This window comes from Streptomyces phaeoluteigriseus, from assembly GCF_001896135.2.
In the GTDB taxonomy this organism is placed as follows: Bacteria; Actinomycetota; Actinomycetes; order Streptomycetales; family Streptomycetaceae; genus Streptomyces; species Streptomyces phaeoluteigriseus.
In genome coordinates this window covers 187097-213126 of sequence record NZ_MPOH02000019.1, presented here as the reverse complement: position 1 = coordinate 213126, position 26030 = coordinate 187097, and the positions used below count along the sequence as shown (strand labels likewise).

27 protein-coding genes and 3 pseudogenes are annotated in these 26030 nt (G+C 71.3%); 24 read left to right on the top strand and 6 right to left on the bottom strand.

Features of this window, described 5'->3' with window-relative positions:
• The 5 genes and pseudogenes from BM536_RS43360 to BM536_RS30525 all read left to right on the top strand — a co-directional run.
• A partial coding sequence (locus tag BM536_RS43360) for a helix-turn-helix domain-containing protein (protein WP_245873879.1) occupies window positions 1-296 on the top strand: 296 nt, incomplete at its 5' end.
• A 91-nt stretch (window positions 297-387) separates the two neighbouring features.
• Window positions 388-1377, top strand: a complete 990-nt coding sequence (locus BM536_RS30540; protein WP_245873878.1) for an MEDS domain-containing protein — start codon at window positions 388-390, stop codon at window positions 1375-1377.
• A gap of 43 nt (window positions 1378-1420) precedes the next feature.
• Window positions 1421-1882 (top strand): ATP-binding protein, encoded by a 462-nt coding sequence (locus BM536_RS30535; RefSeq protein WP_079275265.1) that lies wholly within the window; start codon window positions 1421-1423, stop codon window positions 1880-1882.
• 93 nt (window positions 1883-1975) lie between these two features.
• Window positions 1976-3301: an Nramp family divalent metal transporter gene (locus tag BM536_RS30530; protein ID WP_073499439.1), complete on the top strand. Its 1326-nt coding sequence runs from the start codon at window positions 1976-1978 to the stop codon at window positions 3299-3301.
• A 98-nt stretch (window positions 3302-3399) separates the two neighbouring features.
• A pseudogene (locus BM536_RS30525) lies at window positions 3400-3975 on the top strand (isochorismatase family protein); the annotation flags it as partial.
• A gap of 105 nt (window positions 3976-4080) precedes the next feature.
• On the opposite strand, the gene BM536_RS30520 reads toward BM536_RS30525, so the two are convergent.
• Together BM536_RS30520 and BM536_RS30515 are read right to left on the bottom strand one after the other, a co-directional pair.
• Window positions 4081-5376: a hypothetical protein gene (locus BM536_RS30520; RefSeq protein WP_094103752.1), complete on the bottom strand. Its 1296-nt coding sequence runs from the start codon at window positions 5374-5376 to the stop codon at window positions 4081-4083.
• 115 nt (window positions 5377-5491) lie between these two features.
• On the bottom strand, window positions 5492-5998 hold the full coding sequence (locus BM536_RS30515; protein WP_073499433.1) for a SigE family RNA polymerase sigma factor: 507 nt from the start codon (window positions 5996-5998) through the stop codon (window positions 5492-5494).
• A gap of 199 nt (window positions 5999-6197) precedes the next feature.
• On the opposite strand from BM536_RS30515, the gene BM536_RS30510 reads away from it, so the two are divergent.
• Both BM536_RS30510 and BM536_RS30505 read left to right on the top strand, forming a co-directional pair.
• Complete coding sequence (locus tag BM536_RS30510; RefSeq protein WP_094103751.1) at window positions 6198-8831, top strand: SpoIIE family protein phosphatase; 2634 nt, start codon at window positions 6198-6200, stop codon at window positions 8829-8831.
• A 26-nt stretch (window positions 8832-8857) separates the two neighbouring features.
• Entirely contained in the window at window positions 8858-9214 is a 357-nt protein-coding gene (locus BM536_RS30505; RefSeq protein WP_073496571.1) for a hypothetical protein, read from the top strand.
• Between the two features lies 1 nt (window position 9215).
• Here the strand turns inward: BM536_RS30505 and BM536_RS30500 are convergent, their stop codons facing one another.
• Window positions 9216-9626 carry a hypothetical protein gene (locus BM536_RS30500; RefSeq protein ID WP_211363002.1) on the bottom strand — a complete coding sequence of 137 codons (411 nt, stop codon included), beginning with the start codon at window positions 9624-9626 and terminating at the stop codon, window positions 9216-9218.
• Window positions 9627-9706: 80 nt separating this feature from the next.
• Window positions 9707-11398: a chitinase gene (locus BM536_RS30495; protein ID WP_073496575.1), complete on the bottom strand. Its 1692-nt coding sequence runs from the start codon at window positions 11396-11398 to the stop codon at window positions 9707-9709.
• Between the two features lie 258 nt (window positions 11399-11656).
• Between BM536_RS30495 and BM536_RS30490 the strand changes: the two are divergent.
• From BM536_RS30490 to BM536_RS30425, 14 genes and pseudogenes are all read left to right on the top strand, one after another.
• Window positions 11657-12531: pseudogene (locus BM536_RS30490) on the top strand (hypothetical protein).
• A gap of 231 nt (window positions 12532-12762) precedes the next feature.
• On the top strand, window positions 12763-13473 hold the full coding sequence (gene cpaB, locus BM536_RS30485) for a Flp pilus assembly protein CpaB (RefSeq protein ID WP_073496577.1): 711 nt from the start codon (window positions 12763-12765) through the stop codon (window positions 13471-13473).
• Between the two features lie 12 nt (window positions 13474-13485).
• Window positions 13486-14742 (top strand): CpaE/TadZ family protein, encoded by a 1257-nt coding sequence (locus tag BM536_RS30480; RefSeq protein WP_073496579.1) that lies wholly within the window; start codon window positions 13486-13488, stop codon window positions 14740-14742.
• Between the two features lies 1 nt (window position 14743).
• Entirely contained in the window at window positions 14744-15133 is a 390-nt protein-coding gene (locus BM536_RS30475) for a TadE family protein (RefSeq protein ID WP_073496581.1), read from the top strand.
• Window positions 15123-15494, top strand: coding sequence for a TadE/TadG family type IV pilus assembly protein (locus BM536_RS30470; RefSeq protein WP_073496583.1), 372 nt, complete (start codon window positions 15123-15125; stop codon window positions 15492-15494). Before BM536_RS30475 ends, BM536_RS30470 begins: the two co-directional genes overlap by 11 nt.
• Before the next feature lie 52 nt (window positions 15495-15546).
• A complete protein-coding gene (locus BM536_RS30465) occupies window positions 15547-16884 on the top strand; it encodes a TadA family conjugal transfer-associated ATPase (protein WP_073496585.1) in 1338 nt (445 codons plus the stop codon).
• A 307-nt stretch (window positions 16885-17191) separates the two neighbouring features.
• Window positions 17192-18136 (top strand): type II secretion system F family protein, encoded by a 945-nt coding sequence (locus BM536_RS30460; protein WP_073496587.1) that lies wholly within the window; start codon window positions 17192-17194, stop codon window positions 18134-18136.
• 24 nt (window positions 18137-18160) lie between these two features.
• Window positions 18161-19047 (top strand): annotated as a pseudogene (locus BM536_RS30455) (DUF5936 domain-containing protein).
• Between the two features lie 417 nt (window positions 19048-19464).
• Complete coding sequence (locus BM536_RS30450; RefSeq protein WP_079275123.1) at window positions 19465-20793, top strand: histidine kinase; 1329 nt, start codon at window positions 19465-19467, stop codon at window positions 20791-20793.
• A gap of 50 nt (window positions 20794-20843) precedes the next feature.
• The gene (locus BM536_RS30445) at window positions 20844-21641 is read left to right on the top strand and encodes a response regulator (RefSeq protein WP_079275124.1); all 798 of its coding nucleotides are present in this window, start codon (window positions 20844-20846) and stop codon (window positions 21639-21641) included.
• Between the two features lie 114 nt (window positions 21642-21755).
• Complete coding sequence (locus BM536_RS30440; protein ID WP_073496589.1) at window positions 21756-21992, top strand: Flp family type IVb pilin; 237 nt, start codon at window positions 21756-21758, stop codon at window positions 21990-21992.
• Window positions 21989-22582 (top strand): pilus assembly protein TadG-related protein, encoded by a 594-nt coding sequence (locus tag BM536_RS30435; RefSeq protein WP_073496607.1) that lies wholly within the window; start codon window positions 21989-21991, stop codon window positions 22580-22582. The genes BM536_RS30440 and BM536_RS30435 overlap by 4 nt, the downstream gene beginning before the upstream one ends.
• Before the next feature lie 34 nt (window positions 22583-22616).
• Window positions 22617-23198 (top strand): hypothetical protein, encoded by a 582-nt coding sequence (locus BM536_RS30430; protein WP_073496591.1) that lies wholly within the window; start codon window positions 22617-22619, stop codon window positions 23196-23198.
• A gap of 7 nt (window positions 23199-23205) precedes the next feature.
• Window positions 23206-23832, top strand: coding sequence for an OmpA family protein (locus BM536_RS30425; protein ID WP_079275125.1), 627 nt, complete (start codon window positions 23206-23208; stop codon window positions 23830-23832).
• Between the two features lie 61 nt (window positions 23833-23893).
• Here BM536_RS30425 and BM536_RS30420 read toward each other — a convergent pair whose 3' ends face one another.
• Window positions 23894-24172 (bottom strand): GntR family transcriptional regulator, encoded by a 279-nt coding sequence (locus BM536_RS30420; RefSeq protein ID WP_073496610.1) that lies wholly within the window; start codon window positions 24170-24172, stop codon window positions 23894-23896.
• Window positions 24173-24557: 385 nt separating this feature from the next.
• Between BM536_RS30420 and BM536_RS44450 the strand changes: the two genes are divergently transcribed.
• The 3 genes from BM536_RS44450 to BM536_RS30405 are packed head-to-tail and all read left to right on the top strand — an operon-like array spanning window position 24558 to window position 25116.
• A complete protein-coding gene (locus tag BM536_RS44450; RefSeq protein WP_342748849.1) occupies window positions 24558-24698 on the top strand; it encodes a hypothetical protein in 141 nt (46 codons plus the stop codon).
• Window positions 24695-24913, top strand: coding sequence for a hypothetical protein (locus tag BM536_RS30410; protein WP_143651006.1), 219 nt, complete (start codon window positions 24695-24697; stop codon window positions 24911-24913). The genes BM536_RS44450 and BM536_RS30410 overlap by 4 nt, the downstream gene beginning before the upstream one ends.
• Window positions 24914-24927: 14 nt before the next feature.
• On the top strand, window positions 24928-25116 hold the full coding sequence (locus BM536_RS30405) for a hypothetical protein (protein WP_073496595.1): 189 nt from the start codon (window positions 24928-24930) through the stop codon (window positions 25114-25116).
• 288 nt (window positions 25117-25404) lie between these two features.
• Here BM536_RS30405 and BM536_RS30400 read toward each other — a convergent pair whose 3' ends face one another.
• On the bottom strand, window positions 25405-25950 hold the full coding sequence (locus BM536_RS30400; RefSeq protein WP_073496597.1) for a hypothetical protein: 546 nt from the start codon (window positions 25948-25950) through the stop codon (window positions 25405-25407).
• Between the last annotated feature and the right edge of the window lie 80 nt (window positions 25951-26030).

Sequence of the window (26030 nt, the reverse complement as noted above, 5' to 3'; positions counted from 1 at the left end):
CCGCAGGCCCCGTGCCCCGCACACCCCGGCAGACCGCCGGGCCTCGCGCCCGCGCCGCACGTCCCACCCCCGCACATCCCGCCCCCGAGCCCGGCGCCCCGTCGGACGCCGTCCGCCTCACCCGTCGCGAGGCACAGGTGGCCGAACTGGTCGCCGAGGGCCTCGCCAACCAGCAGATCGCCGACCGCCTGGTGATCGCCCGCCGCACGGCCGAGGGCCATGTGGAGCGCATCCTCAGCAAGCTCGGTTTCAGCAACCGCAGTCAGATCGCCGCCTGGGTGACGGCCCAGCGGTGAGGCGACGCGCCAGGCAACGCCATGTCGCACAGCAGTGTCGAACCCGAACGCAACCCGCATCCGAACCCGCCAGAACCGAGGGGACCGCCCGATGACCGTCCGAACCACCGCTCCGCCCCGGAGGGCGTTCGACCACCGTATGACCGCCCCCGGCACGGACGAGGCGTTCCTCGCCGCCGCCCTGCCCTTCCTCGCCGAGGGCCTCGCCGCCGCCGACGAGCCCCCGCCGGTGGCCATCGTCGCCCCCGCCAAACTCGACGCCCTGCGCGACGCCCTCGGCAGCGACGCCGAGGCCGTCACCCTCGTCCCGCACACCGACTGGTACACCGGCTCCGCCGCCAACGCCGTGGCCCGCGCCGCCGGTCACCTCGCCGCGCACGCCGGCCCCGACGGCCGTGTCCACCTCCTCATGGAACCGGTGTGGAACGGCCGGGCCGGCCGCTCCCCGCGCGAGAGCGCCGAGTGGCTCCGCTACGAGGCCCTCGCCAACCTGCTGTTCGCCCCCACGTCCACCACCGCCCTGTGCGTCTACGACACCCGCACCACAGCGCCGGACCTCGTCGCGGCGGCCCGCCGCGCCCACCCCGACAGCGGCGCGTACGAGGACCCGCTCCGGCTGGCGGCCGAACTGGACGCGGTCCCCCTGCCCCGCCCCCCGGTCGACGCCCGGCCCCTCCCGGCGCCCACCACGGACACGGTCCGCTCCTGGGCGGCGGGGCAGGGCCTCGGCGCCGCCGACGCGGAACTCTTCGCACAGGCGGTGACGGAAGCGGCCTCCCTGGCCCCCGTCACCTCCACCCTCCTGTGGGGCGCAGCCCCGCCTGCGTCTGCGAACTGCGCCTCTCCGACCGCCTGGACGACCCCCTGGCCGGCTTCGTCCCCCCGCCCAGCATCACCCCGTCCCCCGGCCAGGGCCTGTGGTTCACCCGCCAGGTCTGCTCCTACGTCGACCTCCGCCCGACCCGGGAAGGCACGGCCGTACGCCTCCAGTACGGGTGATCCCCGACATCTACGGGCATCACCGGCTATCCACAGGTATTCGCAGGTATCAGGAGCTATCCACAGGTACGGAAACAGGTAGTCCTCCCCGTGTACGGGTCGTCGGGGCAGGTCATGGTGGAGGCATGCTGCAACTCTCCGGGGGGCGCCTCCCTGACCCCGACTCCCCGTACGGCGCCTGCCCCCAACCGCCCCTGGGCGCGGGCCACTGGAGTGTCGAGTACGACCCCCGGCCGTCCGCCGTCGGTGAGGCACGCTCGCAGGTGCGCCGGCAGTTGGAGGACTGGGGGCTGGCCGAGCCCGAGGACCTGGTCGACACCGCCGTACTGCTCGTCAGCGAACTCGCCACCAACGCCCTGCTGCACTCCGCGAGCCACTACCGGCTGACGCTGTCCGCGGCGCACGGCGTGCTGCGCTGCGAGGTGACCGACACCGGCCGCCGTACCCCGCAGGTGCTCCAGGCGGGCTCCGCGGAGAGCGGCCGGGGAATGTTCCTGGTGGAGGCGCTCGCCCGGCGCTGGGGCTGCCACCAGGACGGTCCGGGCAAGACCGTGTGGTTCGAACTGGCCACGTGTGCGTGCGACTGACGCTCGGCCGCGGCGGGTCCGGTACCCCGGGCGCGCGCGACACCCGCGTACGCCCTCTTGTCGGCTCCGGCTGCTTCCGGTTTCTTGATTCCTATGGCGGACACCACGGGTAACCCCACTGACACCGAGGCATCATCCGGCGGCAACCACCCATCCCCCCGCAAGTCCAGCTGGCGCCACATCGGGCCCGGCATCGTCGTCGCCGCGACCGGCGTCGGCGCCGGCGACCTGGTCGCCACCCTCATCGCCGGCAGCAACTTCGGCTACACGCTGCTGTGGGCCGCGGTCCTCGGCTGCCTGGTCAAGATCTCCCTCGCTGAGGCGGCCGGCCGCTGGCATCTGTCCACCGGCCGCACCCTGTTCGACGGCTGGGCGAGCATCGGCCGCTGGACGACGTACTTCTTCCTCGTCTACGTCGTCGTCTGGGGCTTCGTCTACGGCGCGGCGGCGATGTCGTCCAGCGCGCTGCCCCTCCAGGCCCTGTTCCCGGATGTGATGGACCTGGAGTGGTGGGCCATCGCCTGCGGGCTGGTGGGTCTGGTGTTCGTCTGGTTCAACAAGTACGCGGTCTTCGAGAAGGTCATGACGGTCCTGGTGGGCGTCATGTTCGTGGTGACCGTCTACCTCGCGATCCGGGTGACGCCGAACATCGCCGACGCCGTGGCCGGTCTGCTGCCCGTCCTGCCCGACGAGAAGGACTCGATCCTCAACACCCTCGGCCTGGTCGGCGGCGTCGGCGGCACCATCACCCTGGCGGCCTACGGGTACTGGGTCAACGCCAAGGGCTGGACGGACACCGGCTGGATGAAGGTGATGCGGCTCGACAACCGCGTCGCCTACATCACCACCGGCGTCTTCGTCGTCTCCATGCTGTTCGTCGGTGCCGAGCTGCTGCACTCCGCGAACGTGGCGATCGCCAGTGGCGACAAGGGACTCGTCCAGCTCAGCGACATCCTGGAGGCGGAGTACGGCACGGCCACCGCCAAGTTCTTCCTCATCGGCTTCTTCGCCACCTCCTTCACCTCCCTGATCGGCGTCTGGCACGGCGTGAGCCTGATGTTCGCCGACTTCGTCGCCCGCTACCGCGGCAGCGCGAGGGCCACGGGCGCCGAGGTCGCCTCCGGCCGGCGGGAACGCTCCTGGCCGTTCCGCCTCTACCTGCTGTGGCTGACCTTCCCGCCGATGATCCTGCTCTTCCAGGGCCAGCCCTTCCGCCTGATCATCCTGTACGGCGTCCTGGGCGCCGCCTTCCTGCCGTTCCTCGCCCTGACCCTGATCTGGCTGCTCAACTCCGCCCGCACGCCCAGCGAATGGCGCAACGGCCGGCTCAGCAACGGGATGCTCGCGACGGCCGGGCTGCTGTTCCTGGTGCTGTGCGTGAAGCAGATCTGGGACCAGCCGTGGTCGGAGTTCTTCTAGTCGCACACCCGCCGAGAGCGAAAGCTTGAGTCTCGCAACAAATTGCTTTTCGCAAGTACCTCTCCTGGGCTGCTGTTCCCCAGGAGAGGTACAGCCCCGTGACCGTGACCGCGCTCGACGACAGGACCGCGCTCGTCCTCATCGACCTCCAGGCCGGCACCCTCGCCGCGCCCGCCAAGCCCCACCCGGCGGCCGACGTGGTGGCCCGCGCCGCCGAACTCGCCGACGCGTTCCGTGCCACCGGCGCCCCCGTGGTCCTCGTACGCATGGCGACGTCGCCCGACGGCGCCGACGCGACCCCCGGCCGCACCGAGGCGGCCCGCCTGGCCGGCGGCCGCTCCCGCCCGTACGACCTGGGTCCCGTCGCCGAACCGCTCACCGGCCACGACGGCGACATCCTCGTCACCAAGCGGACCTGGGGCCCCTTCCACGGCACCGACCTCGACCTCCAGCTGCGCCGCCGGGGTGTCACCCAGATCGTGCCGGCCGGCATCGCGACCAGCCTGGGCGTCGAGTCCACCGCCCGCGCCGCCCACGAGCACGGCTACCACGTCACCTTCGCGGTCGACACGATGACCGACATCGACGAGGACGCCCACCGGCACAGCGTGTCGTACCTCTTCCCGCTGCTCGGCGAGCCCGGCACGGCCAAGGCGACCCTCGACCTGTCGGCCGCCCGCCGACGCCGGGGCCGGCCGCTCGAAGCAAGGCGCCGCACCCGCCGACGCCGGGGCCGGCCGCGATCGGCGGACGGCCCCGGCGGTCGTGCCGGTCGCCGGTCAGGCGCCCAGCAGCTCCCACTGCGGGCTGAGCGCGATCTTCCGCAACTGGGCCATGGTGAGGGCCGGTTCGGGGCGGGTCGCGGCCGTCGTCTGGCTCCCCGAGTTGAAGGCGCTGATCACGACCCGCATCCCGTGCGCGCGCATCGTGTCCACGGTCCACATCACGACGCCCTCGCCGCCCTTCTCCCCGGGCCCCTGCCGCGTCGCGACGCGCGTGCCGTCGGGAAGGGTCTCGGCGCCGGAGCCGTACAGCTCACCCGCGACATCGGACATGTCGTGCTGCAGGTTGACCTGGACGTAGCTCCTGCCCTTGCCGTCGTCCACGACGGCGTGGGCGAACTCGGTCTCGTCGTTGTCGCTGGAGACGACCTTCACTCCGTCCGGCAGCGCCTGGGTGAGGATCGCGAGGATCCGCCGGCCCTCGTGGCTCGTCGCGTCCCCGGTCGAGCCCCCCGCGGAGGAGGTCGGCCTGCGGGTCTCCTCGGGGATGGCGTCGGCGACCCTGCGCCACTCGTCCGCCGCGGCCAGCGTCTTCAACTGTTCCATGCCGAGCGGAGGTTCGGGCCGGGAGACGGGCTCGCCCTTCTGTGCGGCGGCGTTCCACTCGCTGACGCTCACCCGCGTCCCGTCGGGCGTGACCAGGTCGGCGCTCCACGCCTTCGTGTCCGCGCGTCGGTCCGGATACTCGTACCCCTGGATGAGGGTCACCACGGACCCGTCGGGCAGGGTCTGCGTCACGCAGCTGTCCAGGCCCGAGTCGGGCAGCTCCATCTCGGGGCAGGGCGTCACCGCGCTCGCCGGATCGAAGGCCCCGCCCTCGCCCCGGACCCGGTCCACGAGCAGCGAGACCGCCCCCTCGCCCTTGCCGTCGTCGAACACCACCTGCGCGAGCGGCGGCAGCGGACTGTCCGTGCCCCGCGCCTCGCCGCGGGTCACCTCCCCCTCGGGGAGCAGTTCCGTGAGCGTACGGACCATCTCGTTGGCGGAGACGGCGGGCACGGCAGGCGTTGCGGCCACGGCACTCGGCGCGCCGGATCCGGTCGCGGCGACCGAGCCGTGCCGTGCGGAGCCGCCTGTGCCGGAGGGTACGAGCAGCGCCCCGCCCACCCCCACGAGGGCGAGGCCTGCCGCACCCCCCGCGATGGCGGCCCGCCGCCGCAGGCGCAGTCGGTGCCCTCGCACCTGGCCGGCCGCGGCGAGCGCGGCCCGGTCGGTGTCGAAGGTACCGCCGGCCTGGTGCAGGGCAGCGGAGAGCCGGTCCTCGAAGGGGTCGTGGGTCTGGTCGACGGGCATGGCGCACCACCGTTTCCGGGGTCGGATTGGTCGAAGGAGGTAGTGGGGGTGGTCGTGCCGCCCGCTGACGGGCGCTCGGTGCCGGGCAGCCCGCCAGGGGCGGGCCGGGGCACGCTCAGGGACGGGCGTACTCGCCGATGTCCTCACCCAGCAGCTCCCGCAGCCGGCCGAGGGCCCGCACACACCGCGTCCGTACGGCGGCGGAGCTGGCGTTCATCGCACGGGCCGTCTCCTCGACGGACCGGTCCTCCCAGTACCGCAGGACGAGAACGGCCCGGTCCTTCGCGGGCAGCCGGCCGAGGGCCTCCACCAGCGTGAGCCGCAGGGACACGTCGGCCCCCGCCCCGGCCCGCTCCGGCAGGACGTCCACGGCACGCTCGCCGCTGCTGCGCCGGCGCTGATGGGTGAGGAAGGCGCGGGTGAGGACGGTTTGCGCGTACCCGGCGGGGTTGTCGGCCCGGGAGACGCGCCCCCAGCGGACGTACAGCCTGCCGAGGGTCTCCTGCACGAGATCCTCGGCGAGGTGCGTGTCCCCCGCGGTGAGCAGACACGCGGACCGGTACAGATGCCCGGTCCGTGCCGCCGCGAACTCGGCGTACTCGTCCGCGCGGGCCTGTCTCATGCCTGTTCCCCCAGTCCGGTGGGCTCCTGCGCGCCCTGTGCCTCTGGTGCCCGCCCTGTGCCCGTGCGGGCTGCCCTCACCTCATTGATGCGGTGGGACGGTGGAAATGTTTCAGGGTGACGGAAGGAATCTTCACCCGTCCGCCGCCCGGCAGCAGCGAGCGGGCGCGAGGCCGGGCCCGCTGGGGCAGACTGAGGCCATGGCCGACCACCCTGCCCCGGGCGCGCCATCGCGCCGGTTCGCCCAGGGGCCGCAGAGCGCGGCGGAGGCTCGTCGGTTCGTGCGGTCCACTCTGGACGGCGTCGCGCCGGACCTGGTCGAGACCGCTCAGCTCCTGGTCGGCGAGCTGGTCACCAACGCGCTGCTGCACGCCCGCACCGAGGTCGAGGTGTCGGCCCGGGTGGACGGCGGCACGGTGCGGGTGGGGGTGACCGACCGGCGGCCGGACCGCGGGCTCGTGCCGTACGACTACCCCCCCTACGCCGGTACGGGGCAGGGCCTGGCCCTCGTCGGGAAACTGGCCTCCGGGCACGGCGTCGACGTGGGCGAGGACACCAAGACGGTGTGGTTCGAGCTGGCACCCGACGGGACACCGCGGCAGCCGGACGGGTGGGAGACCTCGGCGCCTCCGTCGGGCCCCGGCTCCGCCGCGACCGTGACACTGGTCGACGTACCAGGAGCGCTCTACTCGGCGTCCCAGCAGCACCGGCACAGGCTGCTGCGCGAGGTCGTCCTGGCCCTGGCCACCGGAGACGACCTGGGTGTGCCACCGGGCGAACTCGCCGCAGCCCAGGACATGAACCTCCTGATCAGCACCTGTGTGACGGCCGCACTGCGGCAGGAGGCCAACGGAGCGGAGATCCGCTCCCTGCCCCTGCCCGTGCCGTCGGACGCCGGGCCCGCGGTGCAGGCGCTGCGCACGGTTCTGCACCTGGCCGAGGAGAAGGCCCGTGACGAACGGTTCCTGACCCTGCCGGCCCTGCCGCGCAGTCGCGTCTTCCACGAGTGGCTGTTCGACCAGATCGTCGGCCAGCTCGCCGGCGGACCCCCCACCGCGTGGACGGTGGTGCCCCGGGAGCCCGGCGCCAGCCCTTCCGAGCTGGTGCCCTGGGACGTCGGCCAGGTGCATGCCAGCAGGGTGGCGACGATCGCCGCCGACGAGCGGAACACGATCATCGCGGCGAACGGACCCGCGGCGGACCTGCTCGGCCGGCACCCGGACGACCTCGTCGGGCTGCCCCTCACCACCCTCATCCCGGAGCACCTCCGCAAACGCCACCTCGCGGCGTTCACGTCCCTGCTGCTCAGCGGGCAGCCCCGGATCCTGGGCCGCTCGGTACCGCTCCCCGCCCTGCACCGCGACGGCCGGCTGGTCCCCGTCCGGCTGTTCATCCAGACCCAGGAGATGCCCGACGGCCGCACCGTGTTCGTCGCCCAGCTCACCCCCAGGGCCGCCGCGCCGGTCACCCCGTCCCGCCCGCCCGGCCGGGCCCGCCCCCTGGCACCGCAGCCACCGGGCCGCCCCAGCCCACCGGCCGCCCCGCAGACCGGAGGAACCGGCGCGGGCATGTCGGCGCTGGAACGGCTCACCCTGCTGGCCGACACCGGGGCCGCGCTCACCAACGCCCCGAACCTGGACGAGGGGGTGGGGCAGGTGGGCCGGGTGCTCACCGATCGGCTGGCCGACTGGTGCGCGGTGGACCTGTTCACCGCGGAGGCCGCCCGGGTGGAGCGGGTCCGCGTCGTCCGCCGCGCCCCCGGAACGGCCTGCCCCGAGGAGTACGAGGGCCGGCTCCCGCCGGTGTCGGAGACCGCCCGCGGTCCTCTGGCCCGAGCGCTGCGCGGCGCCGGCCCGCTGCTGCTCACCGAGGCCCCGCCGCCGGGCCAGGCCGCGAGCCCGCTGGACACCCACTACCGGGACCTGCTGCGCGGCATGGGGACGCGCAGCGCCGTCGTCGCCCCGCTCCGGGCACGCGGGGAGGTCATCGGCGCCCTCACCGTGGCACGCGGCGGTGCGGAACGGCCGTTCACCGAGGACGACCTGCCCCTGATCGACGACCTGGCGCGCGCCCTCGCCCTGGGAGCGGACAACGCACGCCTCTACCAGGAGACGAGAAACATCGCCGAACGTCTCCAGCGCTCACTGCTGCCGGTACTGCCGGAGATCGCCCACCTCCAGATCTCCGCCCGCTACGCGGCCTCCTCCACCACCGCCCAGGTCGGCGGCGACTGGTACGACAGCTTCGTCCTGCCCGGCGGGGACACCGCGGTGGTGATCGGCGACGTCACCGGGCACAACCTCGACGCGGCCATCGCCATGAGCCAGTTGCGCAGCATGCTGCGCGGCATCGCCGTGGACCGGCAGGAGCCTCCCGAGACGGTTCTGCGCCGGCTGGACATGGCGAACCACAGCCTCTACCGGGAGGCCACCGCCACCTGCATCTACGGACTGGTCAAAGGCCCCGCGGACGGCCCCTGGGAGCTGGTGCACTCCTCAGCCGGCCATCTGCCGCCCCTCCTGGTCGGTGAGGACGGCCGCACCCGCTATCTGCAGGACGGCGCGGGAGTACTCCTCGGACTGGACCTCGACCTGCCCCGTCCGCGGGCCCGCGACGCGATCCCGGCCCGCTCGACCGTCCTCCTCTACACCGACGGCCTGATCGAACGCCGCGACGAGTCCCTCGACGACGCCATGGACCGCCTCCGCCGACACGCCGCTGCCCTCGCCCGCGAACCCCTCGACGTGTTCTGCGACGAACTCCTCATCGGCCTGGGAGCGGACAGCGACGACGACATCGCGGTCCTCGCGGTCCGGCCCGTCCCGCCTTCGTAGCCCGTACGTCGGGTAGCTTCCCGGGTGTGACAGAGCAGCAGCCGCCCCCCGTCCCGCCCGGCTTCGGCCCGCCCCCACCGCAGTACGCCCCCTCGGCACCGGACGCCCCGGAGTTCCTGGCGGTGGACAAGCACAGCTCGGTCGTCGTCGACGCGTCGGGCGTGGCCTTCGACATGTACGACATCGTCGTCGACTTCACCTGGCCGGAGATCCGCAGCGTCCACTACAGGGCGAGCCCCGACGGCAAGGCCCTGATGGTCGCCGTGGTCCATGTGGACGGCCGCGTGTACGAGGCCGTGGTGAACGCCAAGCCACGGGAACTGCTGCGCGACTGGTTCGCGCAACTGGCCTGGGTGCTGGGGTACTACCGCCCGGCCGGCTGACTCACAGCAGGTGGTCGGCCTTCCCCGCCTTGATGTCGAGGATCATGATCCGGAGCGCGTCACGGGAGTCGGTGAGGTAGGCGTCCTCGGCGGCGATCAGCATGCCGACGGTAAGGGGTGGTGCGACGGAGCTGAGAATGCAGCCCCTCGTCAGCGTCGCGACACCCTCCCCTGACAGGTGAACCTGCGCACTGTGCGGCGGACCGATGAAATCCACCAGCCGTTCATAGCGATTGATCCGGTCAAGCATCAGTGGTGGCGTATCTGCTGTTGCGTCGACGTCCCGATCGACCTCGAATCGCTGACCGGCCCGCACTCTGCCACCCACGCACCGAACAATGCACGTGGCGCCCTTCGGATCCTTTTCCTCGACCGAGTAGATCTGCAGCTTCCCTGAGGCGGTGTCGTCCACGTCCGCAAGCCTACGTACCGCCGACGCCCGGCCCCCCATCGCCGGGAACCGGGCGTCGCCCCTCACCTCAACCCCCTGCCCTACGGCAGCCCGTGCACATGCGGCCCCACCGCGTTGGACCACGCGTTGCCCGCCGTGGCGTCCCAGTTCGTCGACCAGGTCATCGCGCCGCGCAGGTCGGGGTACGTCTTCGACGGCTTGAAGGAGCCGCAGTTGGTTCCCCGGGTCAGGCAGTCCAGGGCGTTGTTGACGATGGTCGGGGAGACGTAGCCGCTGCCCGCGCCGCGGGTGGAGGCGGGGAGGCCGAGGCCTACCTGGGACGGGGCCAGGCCGCCTTCCAGCTGGATGCAGGCCAGGGCGGTGAGGAAGTCCACGGTGCCCTGGCTGTAGACCTTGCCGTCGCAGCCCAGCATGGAGCCGCTGTTGTAGTACTGCATGTTGACGACCGTGAGGATGTCCTTCACGTTCAGGGCCGTCTGGAAGTAGGAGTTGGACGTCGACTGCATGTCGATGGTCTGCGGGGCCATGGTGAGGATGAGGGACGGCCCGGCCTTTGCCGACAGTGAGCGCAACGCCTGTGTCATGTACGTCGCGTTGAGGCCGTTCTCGAGGTCGATGTCGACGCCGTCGAAGCCGTACGTCTGCATGAGGGTGTGGAGGGAGTTGGCGAAGTTGGCCGCGGAGGTGGCGTCGTTGACGGTCACCGTGCCGCGTTCGCCGCCGACCGAGATGATGACCTTCTTGCCGGCCGTCTGCTTTGCCTTGATGTCGGCCTTGAACTGGTCGACCGTGTACCCGTTGAGGCCGGCCGAGTCGAGGGTGAAGCCGACGGCGCCCGGGGTCGTCGTCGCGTCGGCGAAGGCGACGGCGATGATGTCGTACTGCGCGGGGACGTCGGAGATCCGCTGGACCGTCGCGCCGTTGTTGAAGTTCTGCCAGTAGCCGGTCACGGCGTGCTTGGGCAGCGAGCCCCCACCGCCCCCGCCGGTCGCGGCCGTCCGCCCCGTCACCGCCGTCGACCTCACCGACTCGCCGGCCCCGTTCGCCGCGGTCACCTGGAAGGAGTACGACGTGGCCGCCGCGAGCCCGGTCACGGTCGCCGAGGTGCCGGTCACCGCCGTCACCTTCGTACCGTCGCGGTAGACGCTGTACCCGGTCGCGCCGGACACCGCGTTCCAGGCCAGGGACACGGACGAGGACGTCGTACCGGAGACCGTGAGGCCGGCCGGGGCGGACGGGACCGTCGGGGCCGGGTCGGTGCCCCCGCCGCCGTCGGGGCCGTACACGGAGACGTCGTCGGCGAGGTAGGCGGCCTGGCCGTACCAGCCGTGCAGGTAGACGGTGACGGACGTGGTCGACGCGCCCGTGGAGAACGTCGTCGAAAGCTGTTTCCAGGCGGCGGAGTCCGGGGTCCAGGTGGAGACGTCGGTGGTGCCGGTCCCGGTCGCGCCGAGGTAGGTGTAGCCGCCCTGGACCCAGGCGCTGAGCGTGTAGGTGGAGTTGGGCTTGACGGCGACCGTCTGGGCGCAGCGGGCGTTGTCCTGCCCCGCGGGGGTCGCCTTCAGTGCGGCCGTGCCGCTGTGCACGGGGGAGGCGACGGTGGTGCCGCTGCCCGCGGAGCAGGTCCAGTTGCCGAGGCCGGACTCGAAGCCGGCGTTCCTGGCGTTGTTGACGTCCGCGGCGGACGCCTGGCCCGTGCCCGCGAGGGTGAGGGCGAGTGCGGCGGTGACGGCTCCCGACCAGAACCGTGCCGATCTTCTAAGTGGGGACATGACAACAAGTTGGTCCAGACCAATTCTCCTGTCAAGGGGTCCGCCCGTGGAGAATCAGTGTGGGCAACCTGCCCCGGTTTGACGTGAGTTGCGCGAAGATCCGTCCACAGGCGGCCACGGAAAGCTGTTCTCCGGCCACAGGGGCGTGGATACAGTGCTGAGGTAGTCACGCAATGAAGTCACCTCGGAGCACCGGAGTAACTCCCGGTGGGCCGGACCGCGGGAATCGGGGAGCTGCGCGTGCCAACTGCCATTGCCGTGACCGGTGCCGACCTGGCCCTGCCGCCGCAGGACGAACGCACCGTGCCCGCCGCCGTGCTCGACGGCCTCGACCGCCGGCCCCTCGATCAGGCCGTCGCCGACGTCCAGACCCTTCTCGACCAGCACGGGCACCTCGTCGTCCTGTACTCGCGGGCCGTCCCCGCCGCCGTCGAACAACGCCTGCACACCGTCCGCTCCCTCCTGGAGAGCGACCGCATCGCGCTGTTCCGGCCCGAGCTGCCCCCACTCGGACTGGCCGTCCTGGCCCGCCAGTTGCGCCAGCTCGCCTCCTGCGACCTCAGCCCCGGCGTCCTCGCCTCGGCCGGCCGGCTGCTCACCCACTACATCCACGCCGCGCGCTCCTGGCCTCCGTGGCCCGCCTCGACCGCGTCCCCGTCGGCCTGACCTCGCACGCCCGGTCCTGGATGCCCGGCAGCCAGTTCGCCGTACTGGCACACCCCCAACCCCAGTTGGTCAAGGTCGCCCCGGACTCACTGCTGGACGGGCCCGAGTTCGGCACCTGGATGCTCGTCGGGCGGGGCCGCCTCCAGTCCGACTGGGTCACCGGCACCCTCGCGCCCGCCTGGCGGACCCAGGGCCTGCGCGAGACGGAGGCACCCGCCGAGTCCGCCGCCTGGTGGGGCACCGACAAGCTGATCGAGTTCTGCTCCTACCTGCCCGACCTGTCGGTCCTCTACCAACTCGTCACCTCGGTCCGCCGGACCGTCTGCCACTGGTGCGGCATCGACGTCATCGGCGACCTCTGCGTCTTCTGTTCCGCCACCCCGCCGCCCGTCCACGAACCAGCACCCGCCCGCGCGCTCACCGCGGGCAGCCACCGCACCCACCGCGCGCTCACCACGGGCGGCTGACGACCACGAGGCCCACCGACCACGAGGCCCACCGATCGCGCGACCCGCTCCACCACGCGCAGCCCGCTCCACCACGCGAGACCCGTTCCACTCAGCCCGGCCCGACCCGACCGACCCGACCGAGAGCATCCGACCCACCCGCTCCGGAGCATCCGCCGGACCTGCTCCAGGGCATCCGCCCGACCCGCTCCTGTCCGTTCGACCCGACCCCCAACGAGGTTGCACCGGTTCATGAACTCCCGTCAGCGCCGCGGCGTGATCCTCCTGCTCCTGTCGGTTCTGTGCGCCCTCGGCGCCTTCGCCGGCGTCCTCTCCGTCATCGACGACGTGCAGTCCAAGGTCGGCCCCGAGGTCACCGCGTACCGGGTCAGGTCCAGCGTGGCGCCCTACACCCCGCTCAGCGCGGGCCAGTTCGAGAAGATCGAGATGCCCGAGCGCTGGCTCTCGGCGAACGCGGTGACCGACCTCGGGGACATCCGCGGCAAGATCGCCGTGACGACGCTGAAGAAGGGCTCCCTGCTCCAGAGCGACATGATCGTCGACCAGCCCGCCCTCCAGGCAGGTCAGCAGGAGGTCGCCATCATGATCGACGCGGCCACCGGCGTCGCCGGGAAGATCACCCCGGGCTCCTCCGTGAACGTCTACGCCACCTTCGAGGGCGCCCGCGAGAGCGACCCCGACCAGTCGAAGATCATCGTCACCAACGCCCGCGTCCTCGACGTCGGCGAGATCACCGCCCTGGACCCGGACAGGGACGACCGCGGACAGCAGCAGCCGACCGACGCCGTCCCGATCACCTTCGCGCTGTCCACCCTCGACGCCCAGCGCATCACGTACGCCGAGTCGTTCGCCAAGCGCGTACGGCTCGCCCTGGTGGCGCCCGGCACTCCCACCACGGTCCCCGAACAGGACCGTACGTACGAACTCACCACGGACAAGTGAGAGGCCGCCGCCATGCCCACGAGGATCCTCCCGGCCGTCGGCGACGCGGACGCGGCCCGCTCCCTGACCACCCTGCTCAGCCAGCTCCCGGACGCCGAACCCGTCCCCCCGGTCACCGACTCCACGCAGCTCGTCGACACCCTCGCCCGCCTGGCCGCGGAGTCGGTCGACGAACTGCCCGAGGTCGTGATCGTCCATGAGCGCATCGGCCCCGTCCCCGCGCTGGAACTGGTCCGCGAGGTCGCCCTGCGCTTCCCGGCCGTCGGCGTCATCCTCGTCACCACCGACGCCGGACCCGCCCTCTTCTCCGCCGCCATGGACGCCGGCGCGCGCGGCCTGGTCACCCTGCCGCTCGGCTACGAGGACCTGGCCCACCGCGTCCAGGCCGTCGCCCAGTGGTCGGTGGGCGTACGGCGCCATCTCGGCCACGGGGGCGACGTGTTCACCGGCGTCGGCGGTACCGTCGTCACCGTCAGCGGCGCCAAGGGGGGCGTCGGCACGACCCTCCTCGCCGTCCAGCTCGCCCTCGCCGCCCAGGCCTCCGGCCGCCCCACCGCCCTCGTCGACATGGACCTCCAGGCGGGCGACATCGCGTCCTTCCTGGACGTCCAGTTCCGCCGCTCGGTCGTCGACCTCGCGGCCATCACCGACATCTCGCCCCGCATCCTCGACGAGGCCGTCTTCCGTCACGACACCGGCGTGGCCCTGCTTCTCGCCCCCGGCGAGGGCGAACGCGGTGAGGAGGTCACCGACCGCGCCGCCCGCCAGATCGTCGGCGCCCTGCGCTCCCGCTACGAGGTCGTCGTCGTCGACTGCGGCGCCCAGCTCGGCGGGGCCGGGGCCGCCGCCGTCGAGATGGCCGACCGTGCCCTGCTCGTCACCACCCCCGACGTGGTGGCGGTCCGCGGCGCCAAACGCGCCGTCCGCATGTGGGACCGCCTCCAGATCCGCAAGGCCGAGGAGACCACGGTCGTCGTCAACCGCCACAGCCGCGGTACGGAGATCCAGCCCGCGCTCGTCCAGAAGATCACCGGCACGCCCGTGGCGACGACGGTGATCCCCGCGAACTTCAAGGAACTCCAGTCGGCCGTGGACGCCGGCCGCGTCCACGCCCTCGACGGGAAAAGCACCGTCCGCCAGGCCATGTGGGCCCTCGCGGGCGAACTCGGCCTGGTCAGGGCCCCGGAGGGCTCCCAGCACCGCAGGTCCGGCCGGGCGGGACGCGGCGGGGACCGGGTGTCGGCGGGATTCCGGCGGAGGAGGGAGTGACATGAGACCACGGCGACACGGAGGCGATCGGGGCCAGGTCACGATCGAACTCCTCGGCATGACCCCGCTGATCATCGTGACCTTGGTGCTGGTGTGGCAGTTCGTCCTGCTGGGATACACGTTCACCCTCGCGGGGAATGCTGCCGACGAGGCGGTGCGGGCGGGGACGGCGGCGCAGCGGGGGGAGCGGCAGGCCGTGTGCGAACAGGCGGGACTGGACAAGCTGTCGGACGCCTGGCGCTCCGGGGCCACGGTCAGCTGCCCCACGTCGGGCGGATACGTGACGGCGACCGTCACACTCCGGGTCCCGGTCCTCTTCCCGGGCGCGATCGACTTCCCGTTCGAGGTGAAGGGCCACGCCGGTGCCGTGGAGGAAGAGGATGACGACTGACATGGGCCGCGGACGCCGTGGACGCGATCGCGGGCAGGTCGCCCTGGAGTACCTCGGCTTCCTCCCGATCCTGCTGCTCGTCGCGCTGGCCGCCGTACAACTCGGGCTGATCGCGTACGCGGCACAGCAGGCGGGTACGGCTGCCAGGGCCGGGGCCCGCAGCGCGTCGCTCGGCGAGGGCGCCGGGGGAGCCTGTCGGAGCGCGGTGAGTTCCTGGCTCGCGGACGGCACGAGCTGTGCCCCCGAGGACCTGGGCGAGGAGGTCCGGGTCACCTCCACCATCACCATCCCGTCGGTCATCCCCGGCATCGGGGACTTCGGCGCGGCCCGTAGGACGGCGACCATGCCGGTGGACCACTGAGCCCGGCGCACGTCCGAGCCGGCCGACGCAACGCAACGAGGAGGAACCGGAGATGAGCCTGCGGGCCCGCATCACCTCGCCCGAGGAGCAGGGCGGCCGGGGCGAGGACGGCCACATGGTCGCCTCCTACCGGGCCAAGCTCCTGGAGGAGATCGACCTCGCCGAGATGAGCGCGCTGGCGGCGGCCGAGCGCCGGGCCCGTCTGGAACGGGTGCTGGGGCACATCATCAGCCGCGAGGGCCCGGTGCTGTCCACGGCGGAACGCGCGCAGCTGATCCGCCGGGTGGTCGACGAGGCGCTGGGCCTCGGCATCCTCGAACCGCTCCTGGAGGACGCCTCGATCACCGAGATCATGGTGAACGGACCCGACTCGATCTTCGTCGAACGGGCGGGCAGGGTCGAGCAGTTGCCCATCCGCTTCGCCTCCAACGACCAGCTCATGCAGACCATCGAGCGCATCGTCTCCACCGTCAACCGGCGCGTCGACGAGACCAACCCGATGGTCGACGCCCGCCTCCCCTCGGGCGAACGCGTCAACGTGATCATCCCCCCGCTGTCCCTCACCGGCCCCATCCTCACCATCCGCCGCTTCCCGCGCTCCTTCACCCTGCACGAACTGATCGGCTTCGGCTCGCTGGACGAGCCCATGCTGTACCTGCTGGCGGGCCTGGTGCAGGCGAAGTTCAACGTGATCGTCTCCGGCGCGACGGGCACCGGGAAGACGACCCTCCTGAACGCCCTCTCCGGCCTGATCCCGGAGACCGAACGCATCATCACCATCGAGGACTCGGCCGAACTCCAGCTCCAGCAGTCGCACGTCATCCGCCTGGAGTCCCGCCCTCCGAACGTCGAGGGCAACGGTCGTATCACCATCCGCGACCTGGTCCGCAACTCGCTGCGCATGCGCCCCGACCGGATCGTGGTCGGCGAGGTCCGCGGCGGCGAGTCCCTGGACATGCTCCAGGCCATGTCGACGGGACACGACGGCTCCCTGGCCACCGTCCACGCGAACAGCGCGGAGGACGCGCTGATGCGGCTCCAGACCCTGGCGTCCATGTCGGACGTCGAGATCCCGTTCGTCGCCCTGCACGACCAGATCAACAGCGCGGTGGACGTCATCATCCAGCTCACCCGCTTCGCGGACGGGGCCCGGCGGGTGACCGAGATCGCGCTGCTCGACAGCCACGGCGGAGAGCCGTACCGGCTGGCGACCATCGCCCGCTTCAACGCCCGCCCGATGGCCGCGGACGGCCGGATCCACGGCGTCTTCGAGTACCACCCGCTGCCACGCCGCACCGCCGACCGCCTCTACATGGCCAGCCAGCCGATACCGCAGGCCTTCGGAGTCGCCCGCACGCTCGACGAGTTGACCACCAGGGAGGCCCGATAGCCGGCAGACGACGTCCGGCAGACGACGTTCGACAGCCCGACAGCCCGACAGCCCGACAGCCCGACAGACAGCCCACGGCTTCCAGCCCACAGCCGACAGACAGCCCACAGCTTCCAGCCCACAGCTTCCAGCCCACAGCCGACAGACAGCCCACGGCTTCCAGCCCACAGCCGACAGACAGCCCACAGCCGACAGCCCCACGGCCGACGTACGACGTACGACGTACGACGTACGACGTACGACGGACGACGTACGACGTACGACGTCGCGGAAGCAGCCAGGAAAGCCAGGACAGGCAGGACACCCCATGACCCTCCAGAACCTGATCAGCCTCACCACCGGTGTGAGCCTGCTGACCTGCTGTCTCGCCGTCGCGGGCGTGCACACGTACGCGCGGGGCCGCGCCCAGCGGGCCGCCCTCGTCGACCGTCTCACCGCCGCCGGACAGGTCCCGCTGACCGGCCGCCGTCGCCGCTTCCGTGGCCTGGACCGCCGCCTGCGCCGCACCGACTTCGGCCGCAAACTGGAGCTTCGGCTGACGGCGACCGGCCTGGACGTGACGCCGGGCGAGTTCTTCGCGTACATGCTGGCGACGGTCGCCGCCCTGTGGCTGATCGGTCAGGCCACCCTCGCTCCCTTCTTCGGCCCACTGGCCGGCCTGCTCGGCATCTGGGCGGCCTGGCAGTTCCTCAACTGGCAGCGCCAGAAACGGATCGAACGCTTCATCAACCAACTCCCGGAACTCGCCCGCATCCTGGCCAACGCCACCAACGCGGGGCTCGCCCTGCGCACCGCCATCGGCATGGCCGCCGAGGAACTGGAGGCCCCTGCGGGTGAGGAACTGGGCAAGGTCGCCAACCAGCTGGCCGTGGGCCACTCCCTGGACGACGCCCTCGGTGAACTCGCCGAACGCCTCCCCTCCCGCGAACTGGTCGTCCTGGTCACCACACTGGTCCTCTCCAACCGAGCGGGTGGCCAGGTGGTGGGCGCCCTCCGCAACCTGACGGAGACCCTGGAGGAACGGAAGGAGACCCGACGGGAGGTACGGACCCAGTTGTCGCAGGTGAGCATGACCTCCTACGCGGTACCGGTGTTGGGGGTCGGCGCCCTGTTCCTCATGGACAGCGTCGCCGACGGCACCCTCGACCGCATGACGGGATCACCCGCCGGGCAGGCCAGCGTGATCATCGCCTTCGCGCTCTACGCCGTCGGCTTCGTCCTCATTCGCCGCATGTCACGCATCGACGTCTGAGACCGAGGGGAGGAATCGACCGCCATGGAACTTCTGCTCGCACTCGTCATGGGCCTCAGCGTCTGGGGCGTCTTCGCCGGTGTACGCATGTACCGCGCCGAGGTGAAACTGCCCACCGACCTCGCGCTTGCCCTGGAGGTCGGCGCCACCCGCACCAGCGCCGTCGGCTCCCTCATCGACCGCCTCGGCATGCGATACGCCCCCGCCGTCCTACGGCTCATGGGACCCGGGCAGGTCGCCAGATACCGCCGCAGGATCGACCTCGCCGGCAATCCCGGCGGCCTGACGATCGACCGCTATGCGGCCCGCCGGGCGGTCTACGGGGCGATCGGTGGCATCGGCGGCCTGGCCGCGCTGCTCCAGGGCAGCTTCTTCCTCGCCCTCCTCATGATCGCCTTCGGCGCGTTCTGGTCCGAGGTCGGCATCTGGTCCGCGATCCGGGTCCGCAAGGACGCGATCGAACGCACCCTCCCGGACTTCCTGGACGTACTCGCGGTCGTCGTGAGCGCGGGCCTCGGCTTCCGCCAGGCCCTCGACCGGGTGGCGTCGAGGTACGAGGGCCCGTGGGCGGACGAGATCCGGATCACCCTCCGTCAGATGGACCTCGGCATGAGCCGCCGCGACGCCTTCGCCGAACTCCGCCGCCGTAACGACTCCGAGCAGGTCGCCATGTTCGTCACCGCACTCCAGCAGGGCGAGGAACTGGGCGCGCCGATCGTCGACACCCTGGTGGCGATCGCCAAGGACATGCGCCGTACGGACGCGCAGAACGCCCGCCGCAAGGCGCCCGCGCCGTCCCCAAGGCCACGCTGATGATCACGACGTTCATGGTCCCGGCGACCATGCTCCTCCTGGGCGCGGGCATGCTGCTGGGCTCTGGCACGGACTTCAGCTCGGTCACGGGCGAGTAGGTGAGCGCGATGACGGTCATGACAGCCACTGCGAGGGGACGCGGCGGCCTGCTGCGCCGCCGCCGCGCGCGGGCGCGGGCGCGGGAGGCTGCTGCGGCAACGTGCGTTCCTGTCCCTGTCGTGAGCGACGGAAACGACACTGTCGCGGCCGGGACGGCATGGACGGCACAGACGGCGGGGACGGGTCAGACGGCTCGGATGGCTGAGACCGCTGAGACCACTGAGACCCCTGAGGTCGAGGAGACAACCGCGATCACCGGGACCACTGGGGCGGCTGGGACCGCCGGGACCGTCGGGACGATCTGGACCACCGGGACCGCCGGGACCCTTGGGACCACCGGGCCTGTCGAGACGGCTGGGACCGTTGAGACGGCGACCGGGACCACCGGGACCACCGGGACGACGGGGACAACCGGGATGACCGGGACCACCGGGACGACGGGGACAACCGGGATGACCGGGACGGCCGGGACGGCCGGCACGGCCGAGCGACGCGACACCCGGGACACCCAGCCCCCCATCCCGCTCCAGGTCAACGCCCTCCAGGCGATGTGCCGCCAGGTCTTCGGCTTCCGGCTCGCGATGATCGCCCTGGCCGCCCCGGCCGCCCTCCTCAACGCCTCACCGGGCCTGGGCGCCCGCCTGGTCGGCGCGGCCGTCGTCGTCACCTTCATGGGCTCGTACGTCCTCTTCCGGGACTGGGAACGCTTCGGCCCCCTCCTGCTGCGCCACCCCACCCTGCTGGCCGTGGACACCCTCTTCGGCACGCTGCTGCTGATCTCCGCGGGGCCCGACACCACCCTCGCCTACGTCAGCGTCTGCACTCCTCTCCTCGCCGGCATCGTCTACGGCTGGCGAGGCGCCGCCTGTTTCGCCTCGCTCCAGTCGCTGATCCTGCTGCTGGTCCACGCCACCCTGGAACGGGAGTCCGGCACGGGCCTCGCGGAGAGGCTGCTGCTTCCCGGCCTCTGCGTCATCACCGGGGCCGTCGGCTCCACCCTGCGCAACCTCATGCTCCGCTTCGGCACCGCGACCCTGGCCCTGACGACGGTCAAGGCCCGGCTCGCCGTCACCCAGGCCGTCGCCGCCGAACGGGCCCGGCTGGCCCGGGAGATGCACGACTCAGTGGCCAAGACCCTGCACGGCGTGGCGCTCGCGGCGGACGGCCTGGCCTGCTCGGCCGGCTCGGCGGCCATGGACCCGGACCGCGTCCGGCAACAGGCCGAACTCGTCGCCCGTGCCGCACGCCGGGCCGCCGCCGAGTCCCGCGAACTCCTCACCGACCTGCGCCGCGAGACGGACCCGGACCAGGGCGTCGACCTGCTGCACGAACTGGCTTCCCGCACCCGTGACTTCGCCGCCCGCACCGGCCTGCCGGTCACCTACCACCCCACGGGCGACCGCACCACCCTCCCCGTCCCGCCCGCGGTGGCCCGTCATCTCCTCACCATCGCCTCGGAGGCCCTGGAGAACGCCCACCGGCACGCGGACCCGACCCGCGTCGAGGTACGGGCGGGCATGCGCGACGGACTGCTCGACGTGGGCGTCCTCGACGACGGGCGCGGCCTACCGCCCGGCACCACCCTGGAACAGCTGCGTCGCACCGGGCACTTCGGGATCGTCGGCATGGCGGAGCGGGCCGCGTCCGTCGGCGCCCACATCCGCTTCGGCGGCGGCCTCCACTCCCGCGGCACGGGAGTGCTCCTGGAACTTCCGCTCGAGGCACTCACGACATCGACACCATGACCGGCACGCCGTACGACCCGACCCCCCACCCCACGAGAGGAGGCCGCCCGATGCAGGACCAGCCGCCCCGGCCCGGCGCCGCGCAGTCGCCTTCGACCTTCTTGACGGAGGCTCTCGCGGCACCACCCCGGTCCACGCCGGTACGCGTGGTGGTGGCCGACGACAACCCCGTGGTCCGCGCCGGCCTGACCGCTCTGCTCTCCGGCCGTGAGGACATCACGGTCGTCGCGGAGGCCGCCGACGGCCGCCAGGCCTACGACGCAGCCCTCCACCATCGCCCCGACCTCGTCCTGCTCGACGTCCGCATGCCCGAGGTGGACGGCCTCGCGGCACTTCCCCACCTGGTGCGGATCGCCCCCGTCGTGATGCTCACCTACAGCAGCGAGTCGGAGATCGTCCACGAGGCGTTGCGGCTGGGGGCGGGTGGCTATCTGGTGCACGGCGAGTTCACCGTGGCGGAACTGCTCTCCGCGATCCGGGACGTCGTGGCGGGACGGGCCCACTTCACGCCGACGGCGGCGACCGCGGTACTTGCCCAGCTCCGCGCCAGTGCGACTGCACATGATGGCGAACCCGTACACCCCCCATTCTCCCAGACTTCTCGCGAACGACTTTCGCACATGCAATCATCTGTGGGACAGTCAGATCGGGTGTTCCAACTCAGTGCGAGGGAGGCGGAGATCATGGACCTCATCGCGGCCGGCCTGACCAACCAACAGATCGCCGCCACCTGCTTCATCAGCGAGAAGACGGTCAAGAACCACATCAACCGCATCTTCGCCAAACTCCACAGCACCAGCCGCTCGGAGGCCGCCGCCAAGTGGCTGGGAACGGCGGTGACCCCGTGAAACGCGCCCGGACCACCGATTGGGCCCGCGATTGGGCCCTGGGGCCCTCCACCGAGACACCCTCTCCGCCCTACGTTCCTCAAGCCGGTAACGCCTCAAACGGAGGGGAACGCCATGAGCGACCTGATGCTGAAGACCGCCGTCGCGGCCAAGGTCCGGGTGAGCGGCTGGAAGAACACGACGGCCGAGGCCGTACGGCGCCGCGCCGTCGGGGACAGGGGCCAGACCGCGGTCGAGTACCTGGGGATCATCGCGGTGGTGGTGGCGATCGTGGTGCTGATCGCGAATACGAACCTTGGACAGACGATCGTGGACAAGCTCAGGACACAGATCTCCAAGGTGGCTCCCTGACACAACCTCGCGCGCACGGCGACGCAGGGCAGGTCTTCCCCATCTACCTCACGGTGGTGGCGGGCCTGCTCTTTCTGGCGTTCGCCTACTTCGCCGTCGGCCAGGCAGCGGTGAACCGCAACGGTGCTCAGACGGCCGCCGACGCGGCGGCATTGGCGGCAGCGCAGGAGGCCAGAGATCAGCTTGCTGACCTGTGGATCGTGGATGTCCGAGACCCGGCGAAATGGCAGGGCATTTTCGACGGCAACGGAGCTGACGACACATGCTGGCGAGCTTTCGAGCTTGCGGCGATGAACGACGCGGGAAACGTCGAATGCGGCCCCGATGGCCTCCTGGGCTACAGCGTGACCGTCCAGGCGAACAAGCCCATCGGAGCCTCTGTCGTCCCGGGGACGGCGGACAGAAGGGCACACGCCTCCGCGACTGCCGTGATCGAGCCGCTGTGCACGTTCCAGGTGCCGGGCGAGGATGCCGAAGGTGATGTACTTCCGAAGCTGACTTGCGAGGACGGGGATTGGGAGCTGGACCCGGAGGACCTCACCGATCTGCCCGCGCCGGAAGACCTCTTCGATGTCCACCTGGCCGACTGACCAGCGAACGACGAGTGGAGAAGGAAGCAGAGTGATGAGGATGCGGTTCACGGCGAAAGCCGGCAGGGGGATGGTCGCACTGGCCGCCGTGGCCGGGCTGGCCGTCGGCGCGACCGCTTGCAGCGGTGGCGATGGCGATGACAAGAAGCCCCAGAACTCGGCCTCCGCCTCGCAGGGAAACGGGTCGCAACCCAGCGCCCAGGAAGGCCAGTCCGAGGAACCGCTGGCAGAAGTGAAGGGTCCGAGCGGTCTCCTTCTCCAGCTCACCTCTGCCGTACGCGACGCCGGCGGCTTCATCACGGTGAGCGGTGCGCTCAAGAACGACAGTGGGACGGAAGTCGTCGTCCCGTCCGCGCTGAGTGGCAACGAGACCGAGATCATCAACAATGGGCTTTCCCTCGGCGGAGCCACCCTCGTCGACTCCAAGAGCAAGAAGCGCTACTACGTCCTCCGCGACACCGAAGGCCGCCCCCTGACGACCACGGGCTTCTCGACGCTCAAGGCCGGCGAGTCGATCGACGTGTTCCTCCAGTTCCCGTCACCGCCCGCCGACACGACCGACGTCTCCTTCCAACTGCCGCTGTTCCCCAGCGCGGTGATCAAGGTCTCCGGGTGAGCCCCCGATGACCCACACCGGACTCGCACCCCGCCACCTGCCCCTGGCCCTGCTCACGACCACCCTGTTGCTCCTCACCACACCCCCCGCCCACGCCGACGACCCCAGCGTCCCTCCGGGCACCGAACCCACCGCCACCGCCCCCGTGGAGGTGGACCCCAACGACCCCGACCTCAAGCTGCCCGAGGGGGCCACCCTCGCGGAAGCCAAGGTGCTCGACATCAAGCAGGTCGTCGAGGACGAGAGTGGGGACGAGCGGCGGGAGGACACCAACGCGGACGTGAAGTTCGCGCTCCAGGCGGAGGTCCTCTTCGGCAAGGACAGCGCCAAGCTGAGCGCCGACGCGAAGGCCCGCATCGCGGGTATCGCCGAGGAGATCAAGAAGCAGAACGCCACCCAGATCCGCGTCTTCGGTTTCACGGACAACCTCGGCTCCTCGGCCCACGGCGACGTCCTGTCGAAGCAGCGGGCGAACGCGGTCCAGGCCGCCCTCGCCGGCGACCTCAACAGCGCGAACGTCACCTTCGAGGTGCGCGGCTACGGCGAGCAGTACCCCATCGCCGACAACGCCTCCGAAGCAGGCCGCAAGAAGAACCGCCGAGTGGAGGTCACCTTCCCGAGGACAGCGAGCTGACGGACCGATCCGTGGCCCCGCCTGTCAGCCGACCGGCCCCTCGCCCGTGCCCGGGGCACCATCAGTCGGTGGACTCGCTACTCTCGGACGTGTCCGCGGGCACGGCGATGACGAACACGCCCTTGCCCTGGACTCCTTGAACGACTCCCTCGGCTTGCAGCGCCTCGATGGCGGACTTGATGGTTCGGCGGCTGACCACCCCGCCCGTCTCCTGCTCCAGTTCGTGGTGAGAGGGAATGCGTCGGCCGACCGGGATCTCGCCGCGTCGGATGCGCTCGCGCAGGGCAGAGGCAAGCTGCACGTACATCGGAATGATGCTTTCCCGGTCGATCTCTATCATGCCCGGAGCGTAAAAGGCCATCCCAAGCCAGCATAGGCCGACCCTATACGTCTAAAGACGTGCCAAGACGTACCAAGTTGCCCTAGAGTCGATGCCAACAGAAGGCCCCCGCGACGGTAGGCGCCGTCCGGGGGCCTGGCCACCAACCGACCAACCAGAGGTTGATGACAGTGAGCATTATCCACGCCCTGGCGCACTGGATCCTGGGCGTATTCCGGCCCGGCACAGGCAGGCGCAGGGCAGGCACTCACCCCGCCGCAGCGGCTCCCGCCCGCCTACCCGAGAAGCGGCCCGGCCCAGCGGTCGTACCGCTCCCGGTACCCCGTTCCCCGTACGGCCTGCCCGTGCTGCTGGACGCGCCCGCACCGCCCCCATCCGCCCCTACGTGCTCGCGGCCGAGCGGGCTGAACAGGAACGGGAGCGTGAGCGGGCACGGCAGACACGGCGCCGGGTCGCCCTGGTCCTGGCCGCCGACTTCGGCGTCGACCTCGACCTGCATGTGGTCGGCGCGGAGAGGGCGGCGTGATGGGAACGGGAGACAAGGAGCCCCGCCCGCCGGTGCGGATGTGTGTGCGCTGCGAGGTGACCACCGAGACTCCGGTCGTGGTCGCCGTGGTGCACCAGAACACGGGGCCGGGGTTCGTCGTGTACGCCTGCCAGGCGTGCGCCGCGCACTACCCGCCGCAGCCGAACGTCCTCACCGGCCTGCGGCCCTCGGGCCAAGCCGAGGACGAGCGATGAGCCCGGGTCCGGCTATGGCAGCGGACCAGCGGGAGCTGTCGCCGGAGTGCACGCTGGCGCGCGGGCCCGGATACGAGGACGTACACGACGCGTGCCGCCGCCTGCGGGACATCCCGCTCCCGCACAGCGGTGGCCTGCTGCCGCTGGTACGCCGCTGCGGTTGCGTCTGCCACCGCCCGGCGACGGGGGAGGAGCCACGGTGAACGCCGGCACCCGACCCGAGCCGGGCAACTCCCGCCTGACGCTCCGCACGTATCGCCTGGACCGGAATGGCCGACGCGTCGGCTCGACCGAGACCCGCACTCACGACGCCGCCGGAGACCAGACCGCCCCGCCGGACTCCTTGCCATGGCCACGCTGCCGTTGCTTCCACTGCACGGAGGACGAGGGTCGGCAGGGTCGATAGACCCAGGCGCTCGGTGCGCGGAGGCATGGACCGCCCCGCGCGCCGTACGTCGTGGCGCCGTTCTCCGCGCGCACAGCGGCGTGACTCACTCGCTGATCGACAACTGATGCGGAATTACAGGATCGTTGGCGCAGGGCAACTCGTCCGCTAGGTTGCGGGCCAGCTGGGCGGTCATCTGACTGAGCAGTTCTGTGTCGAAGCCGGGCACGTTTCTGACCCTGGTCTCGATTTCGAGGGGAAGTTCAGCTTCCTGATCGTTGTGGGATCCCTTGATCTTGCAGGGGAACACCGCGGTGAGGTGCAGACCGTTCTCCTCGGTCCGGACGTACAGATCCTTGCCCGCGGATTCCCACCCGTCCTTGGACTCGGCGTACTGCAGTGAGAAGAGGGACCAGCTCACATGGAGGCCGAACCGCTTGCCCGTTCCGTCGATGCCCAGGTCACAGGGGAGCGTCGCGAAATGTGCGTTCTTACCGGGTTTCCAGGACCGTGCGAGATCGGCCCATCCGGATGTCGACTCTTCCAGTGACTGGGTGTAGTTCAGGACTTGCAGAGTTCCTTCCCCCATTTGGTCCTGTAGCGCGTCGATCCTGTCGGCACCGAACAGCGCGTTGCACGTCTTCCATCCCATTGGGGCATCGCTCCTGTCCCGGCCGCCGTCCCCTCCAGATCCGGAGCAGGCGGACACCAGGGCCACCGCCGCGATCACCG

What these genes read in the sequence shown, in the direction of transcription:
- BM536_RS30540 (WP_245873878.1), top strand. Translation starts at nt 388, where the DNA reads ATGACCGTCCGAACCACCGCTCCGCCCCGGAGGGCGTTCGACCACCGT.
- BM536_RS30535 (WP_079275265.1), top strand. Translation starts at nt 1,421, where the DNA reads ATGCTGCAACTCTCCGGGGGGCGCCTCCCTGACCCCGACTCCCCGTAC.
- BM536_RS30530 (WP_073499439.1), top strand. Translation starts at nt 1,976, where the DNA reads ATGGCGGACACCACGGGTAACCCCACTGACACCGAGGCATCATCCGGC.
- BM536_RS30520 (WP_094103752.1), bottom strand. Translation starts at nt 5,376, where the DNA reads ATGCCCGTCGACCAGACCCACGACCCCTTCGAGGACCGGCTCTCCGCT.
- BM536_RS30515 (WP_073499433.1), bottom strand. Translation starts at nt 5,998, where the DNA reads ATGAGACAGGCCCGCGCGGACGAGTACGCCGAGTTCGCGGCGGCACGG.
- BM536_RS30510 (WP_094103751.1), top strand. Translation starts at nt 6,198, where the DNA reads ATGGCCGACCACCCTGCCCCGGGCGCGCCATCGCGCCGGTTCGCCCAG.
- BM536_RS30495 (WP_073496575.1), bottom strand. Translation starts at nt 11,398, where the DNA reads ATGTCCCCACTTAGAAGATCGGCACGGTTCTGGTCGGGAGCCGTCACC.
- cpaB (WP_073496577.1), top strand. Translation starts at nt 12,763, where the DNA reads ATGAACTCCCGTCAGCGCCGCGGCGTGATCCTCCTGCTCCTGTCGGTT.
- BM536_RS30480 (WP_073496579.1), top strand. Translation starts at nt 13,486, where the DNA reads ATGCCCACGAGGATCCTCCCGGCCGTCGGCGACGCGGACGCGGCCCGC.
- BM536_RS30475 (WP_073496581.1), top strand. Translation starts at nt 14,744, where the DNA reads ATGAGACCACGGCGACACGGAGGCGATCGGGGCCAGGTCACGATCGAA.
- BM536_RS30470 (WP_073496583.1), top strand. Translation starts at nt 15,123, where the DNA reads ATGACGACTGACATGGGCCGCGGACGCCGTGGACGCGATCGCGGGCAG.
- BM536_RS30465 (WP_073496585.1), top strand. Translation starts at nt 15,547, where the DNA reads ATGAGCCTGCGGGCCCGCATCACCTCGCCCGAGGAGCAGGGCGGCCGG.
- BM536_RS30460 (WP_073496587.1), top strand. Translation starts at nt 17,192, where the DNA reads ATGACCCTCCAGAACCTGATCAGCCTCACCACCGGTGTGAGCCTGCTG.
- BM536_RS30450 (WP_079275123.1), top strand. Translation starts at nt 19,465, where the DNA reads ATGACCGGGACCACCGGGACGACGGGGACAACCGGGATGACCGGGACG.
- BM536_RS30445 (WP_079275124.1), top strand. Translation starts at nt 20,844, where the DNA reads ATGCAGGACCAGCCGCCCCGGCCCGGCGCCGCGCAGTCGCCTTCGACC.
- BM536_RS30440 (WP_073496589.1), top strand. Translation starts at nt 21,756, where the DNA reads ATGAGCGACCTGATGCTGAAGACCGCCGTCGCGGCCAAGGTCCGGGTG.
- BM536_RS30430 (WP_073496591.1), top strand. Translation starts at nt 22,617, where the DNA reads ATGAGGATGCGGTTCACGGCGAAAGCCGGCAGGGGGATGGTCGCACTG.
- BM536_RS30425 (WP_079275125.1), top strand. Translation starts at nt 23,206, where the DNA reads ATGACCCACACCGGACTCGCACCCCGCCACCTGCCCCTGGCCCTGCTC.
- BM536_RS30420 (WP_073496610.1), bottom strand. Translation starts at nt 24,172, where the DNA reads ATGATAGAGATCGACCGGGAAAGCATCATTCCGATGTACGTGCAGCTT.
- BM536_RS30405 (WP_073496595.1), top strand. Translation starts at nt 24,928, where the DNA reads ATGGCAGCGGACCAGCGGGAGCTGTCGCCGGAGTGCACGCTGGCGCGC.
- BM536_RS30400 (WP_073496597.1), bottom strand. Translation starts at nt 25,950, where the DNA reads ATGGGATGGAAGACGTGCAACGCGCTGTTCGGTGCCGACAGGATCGAC.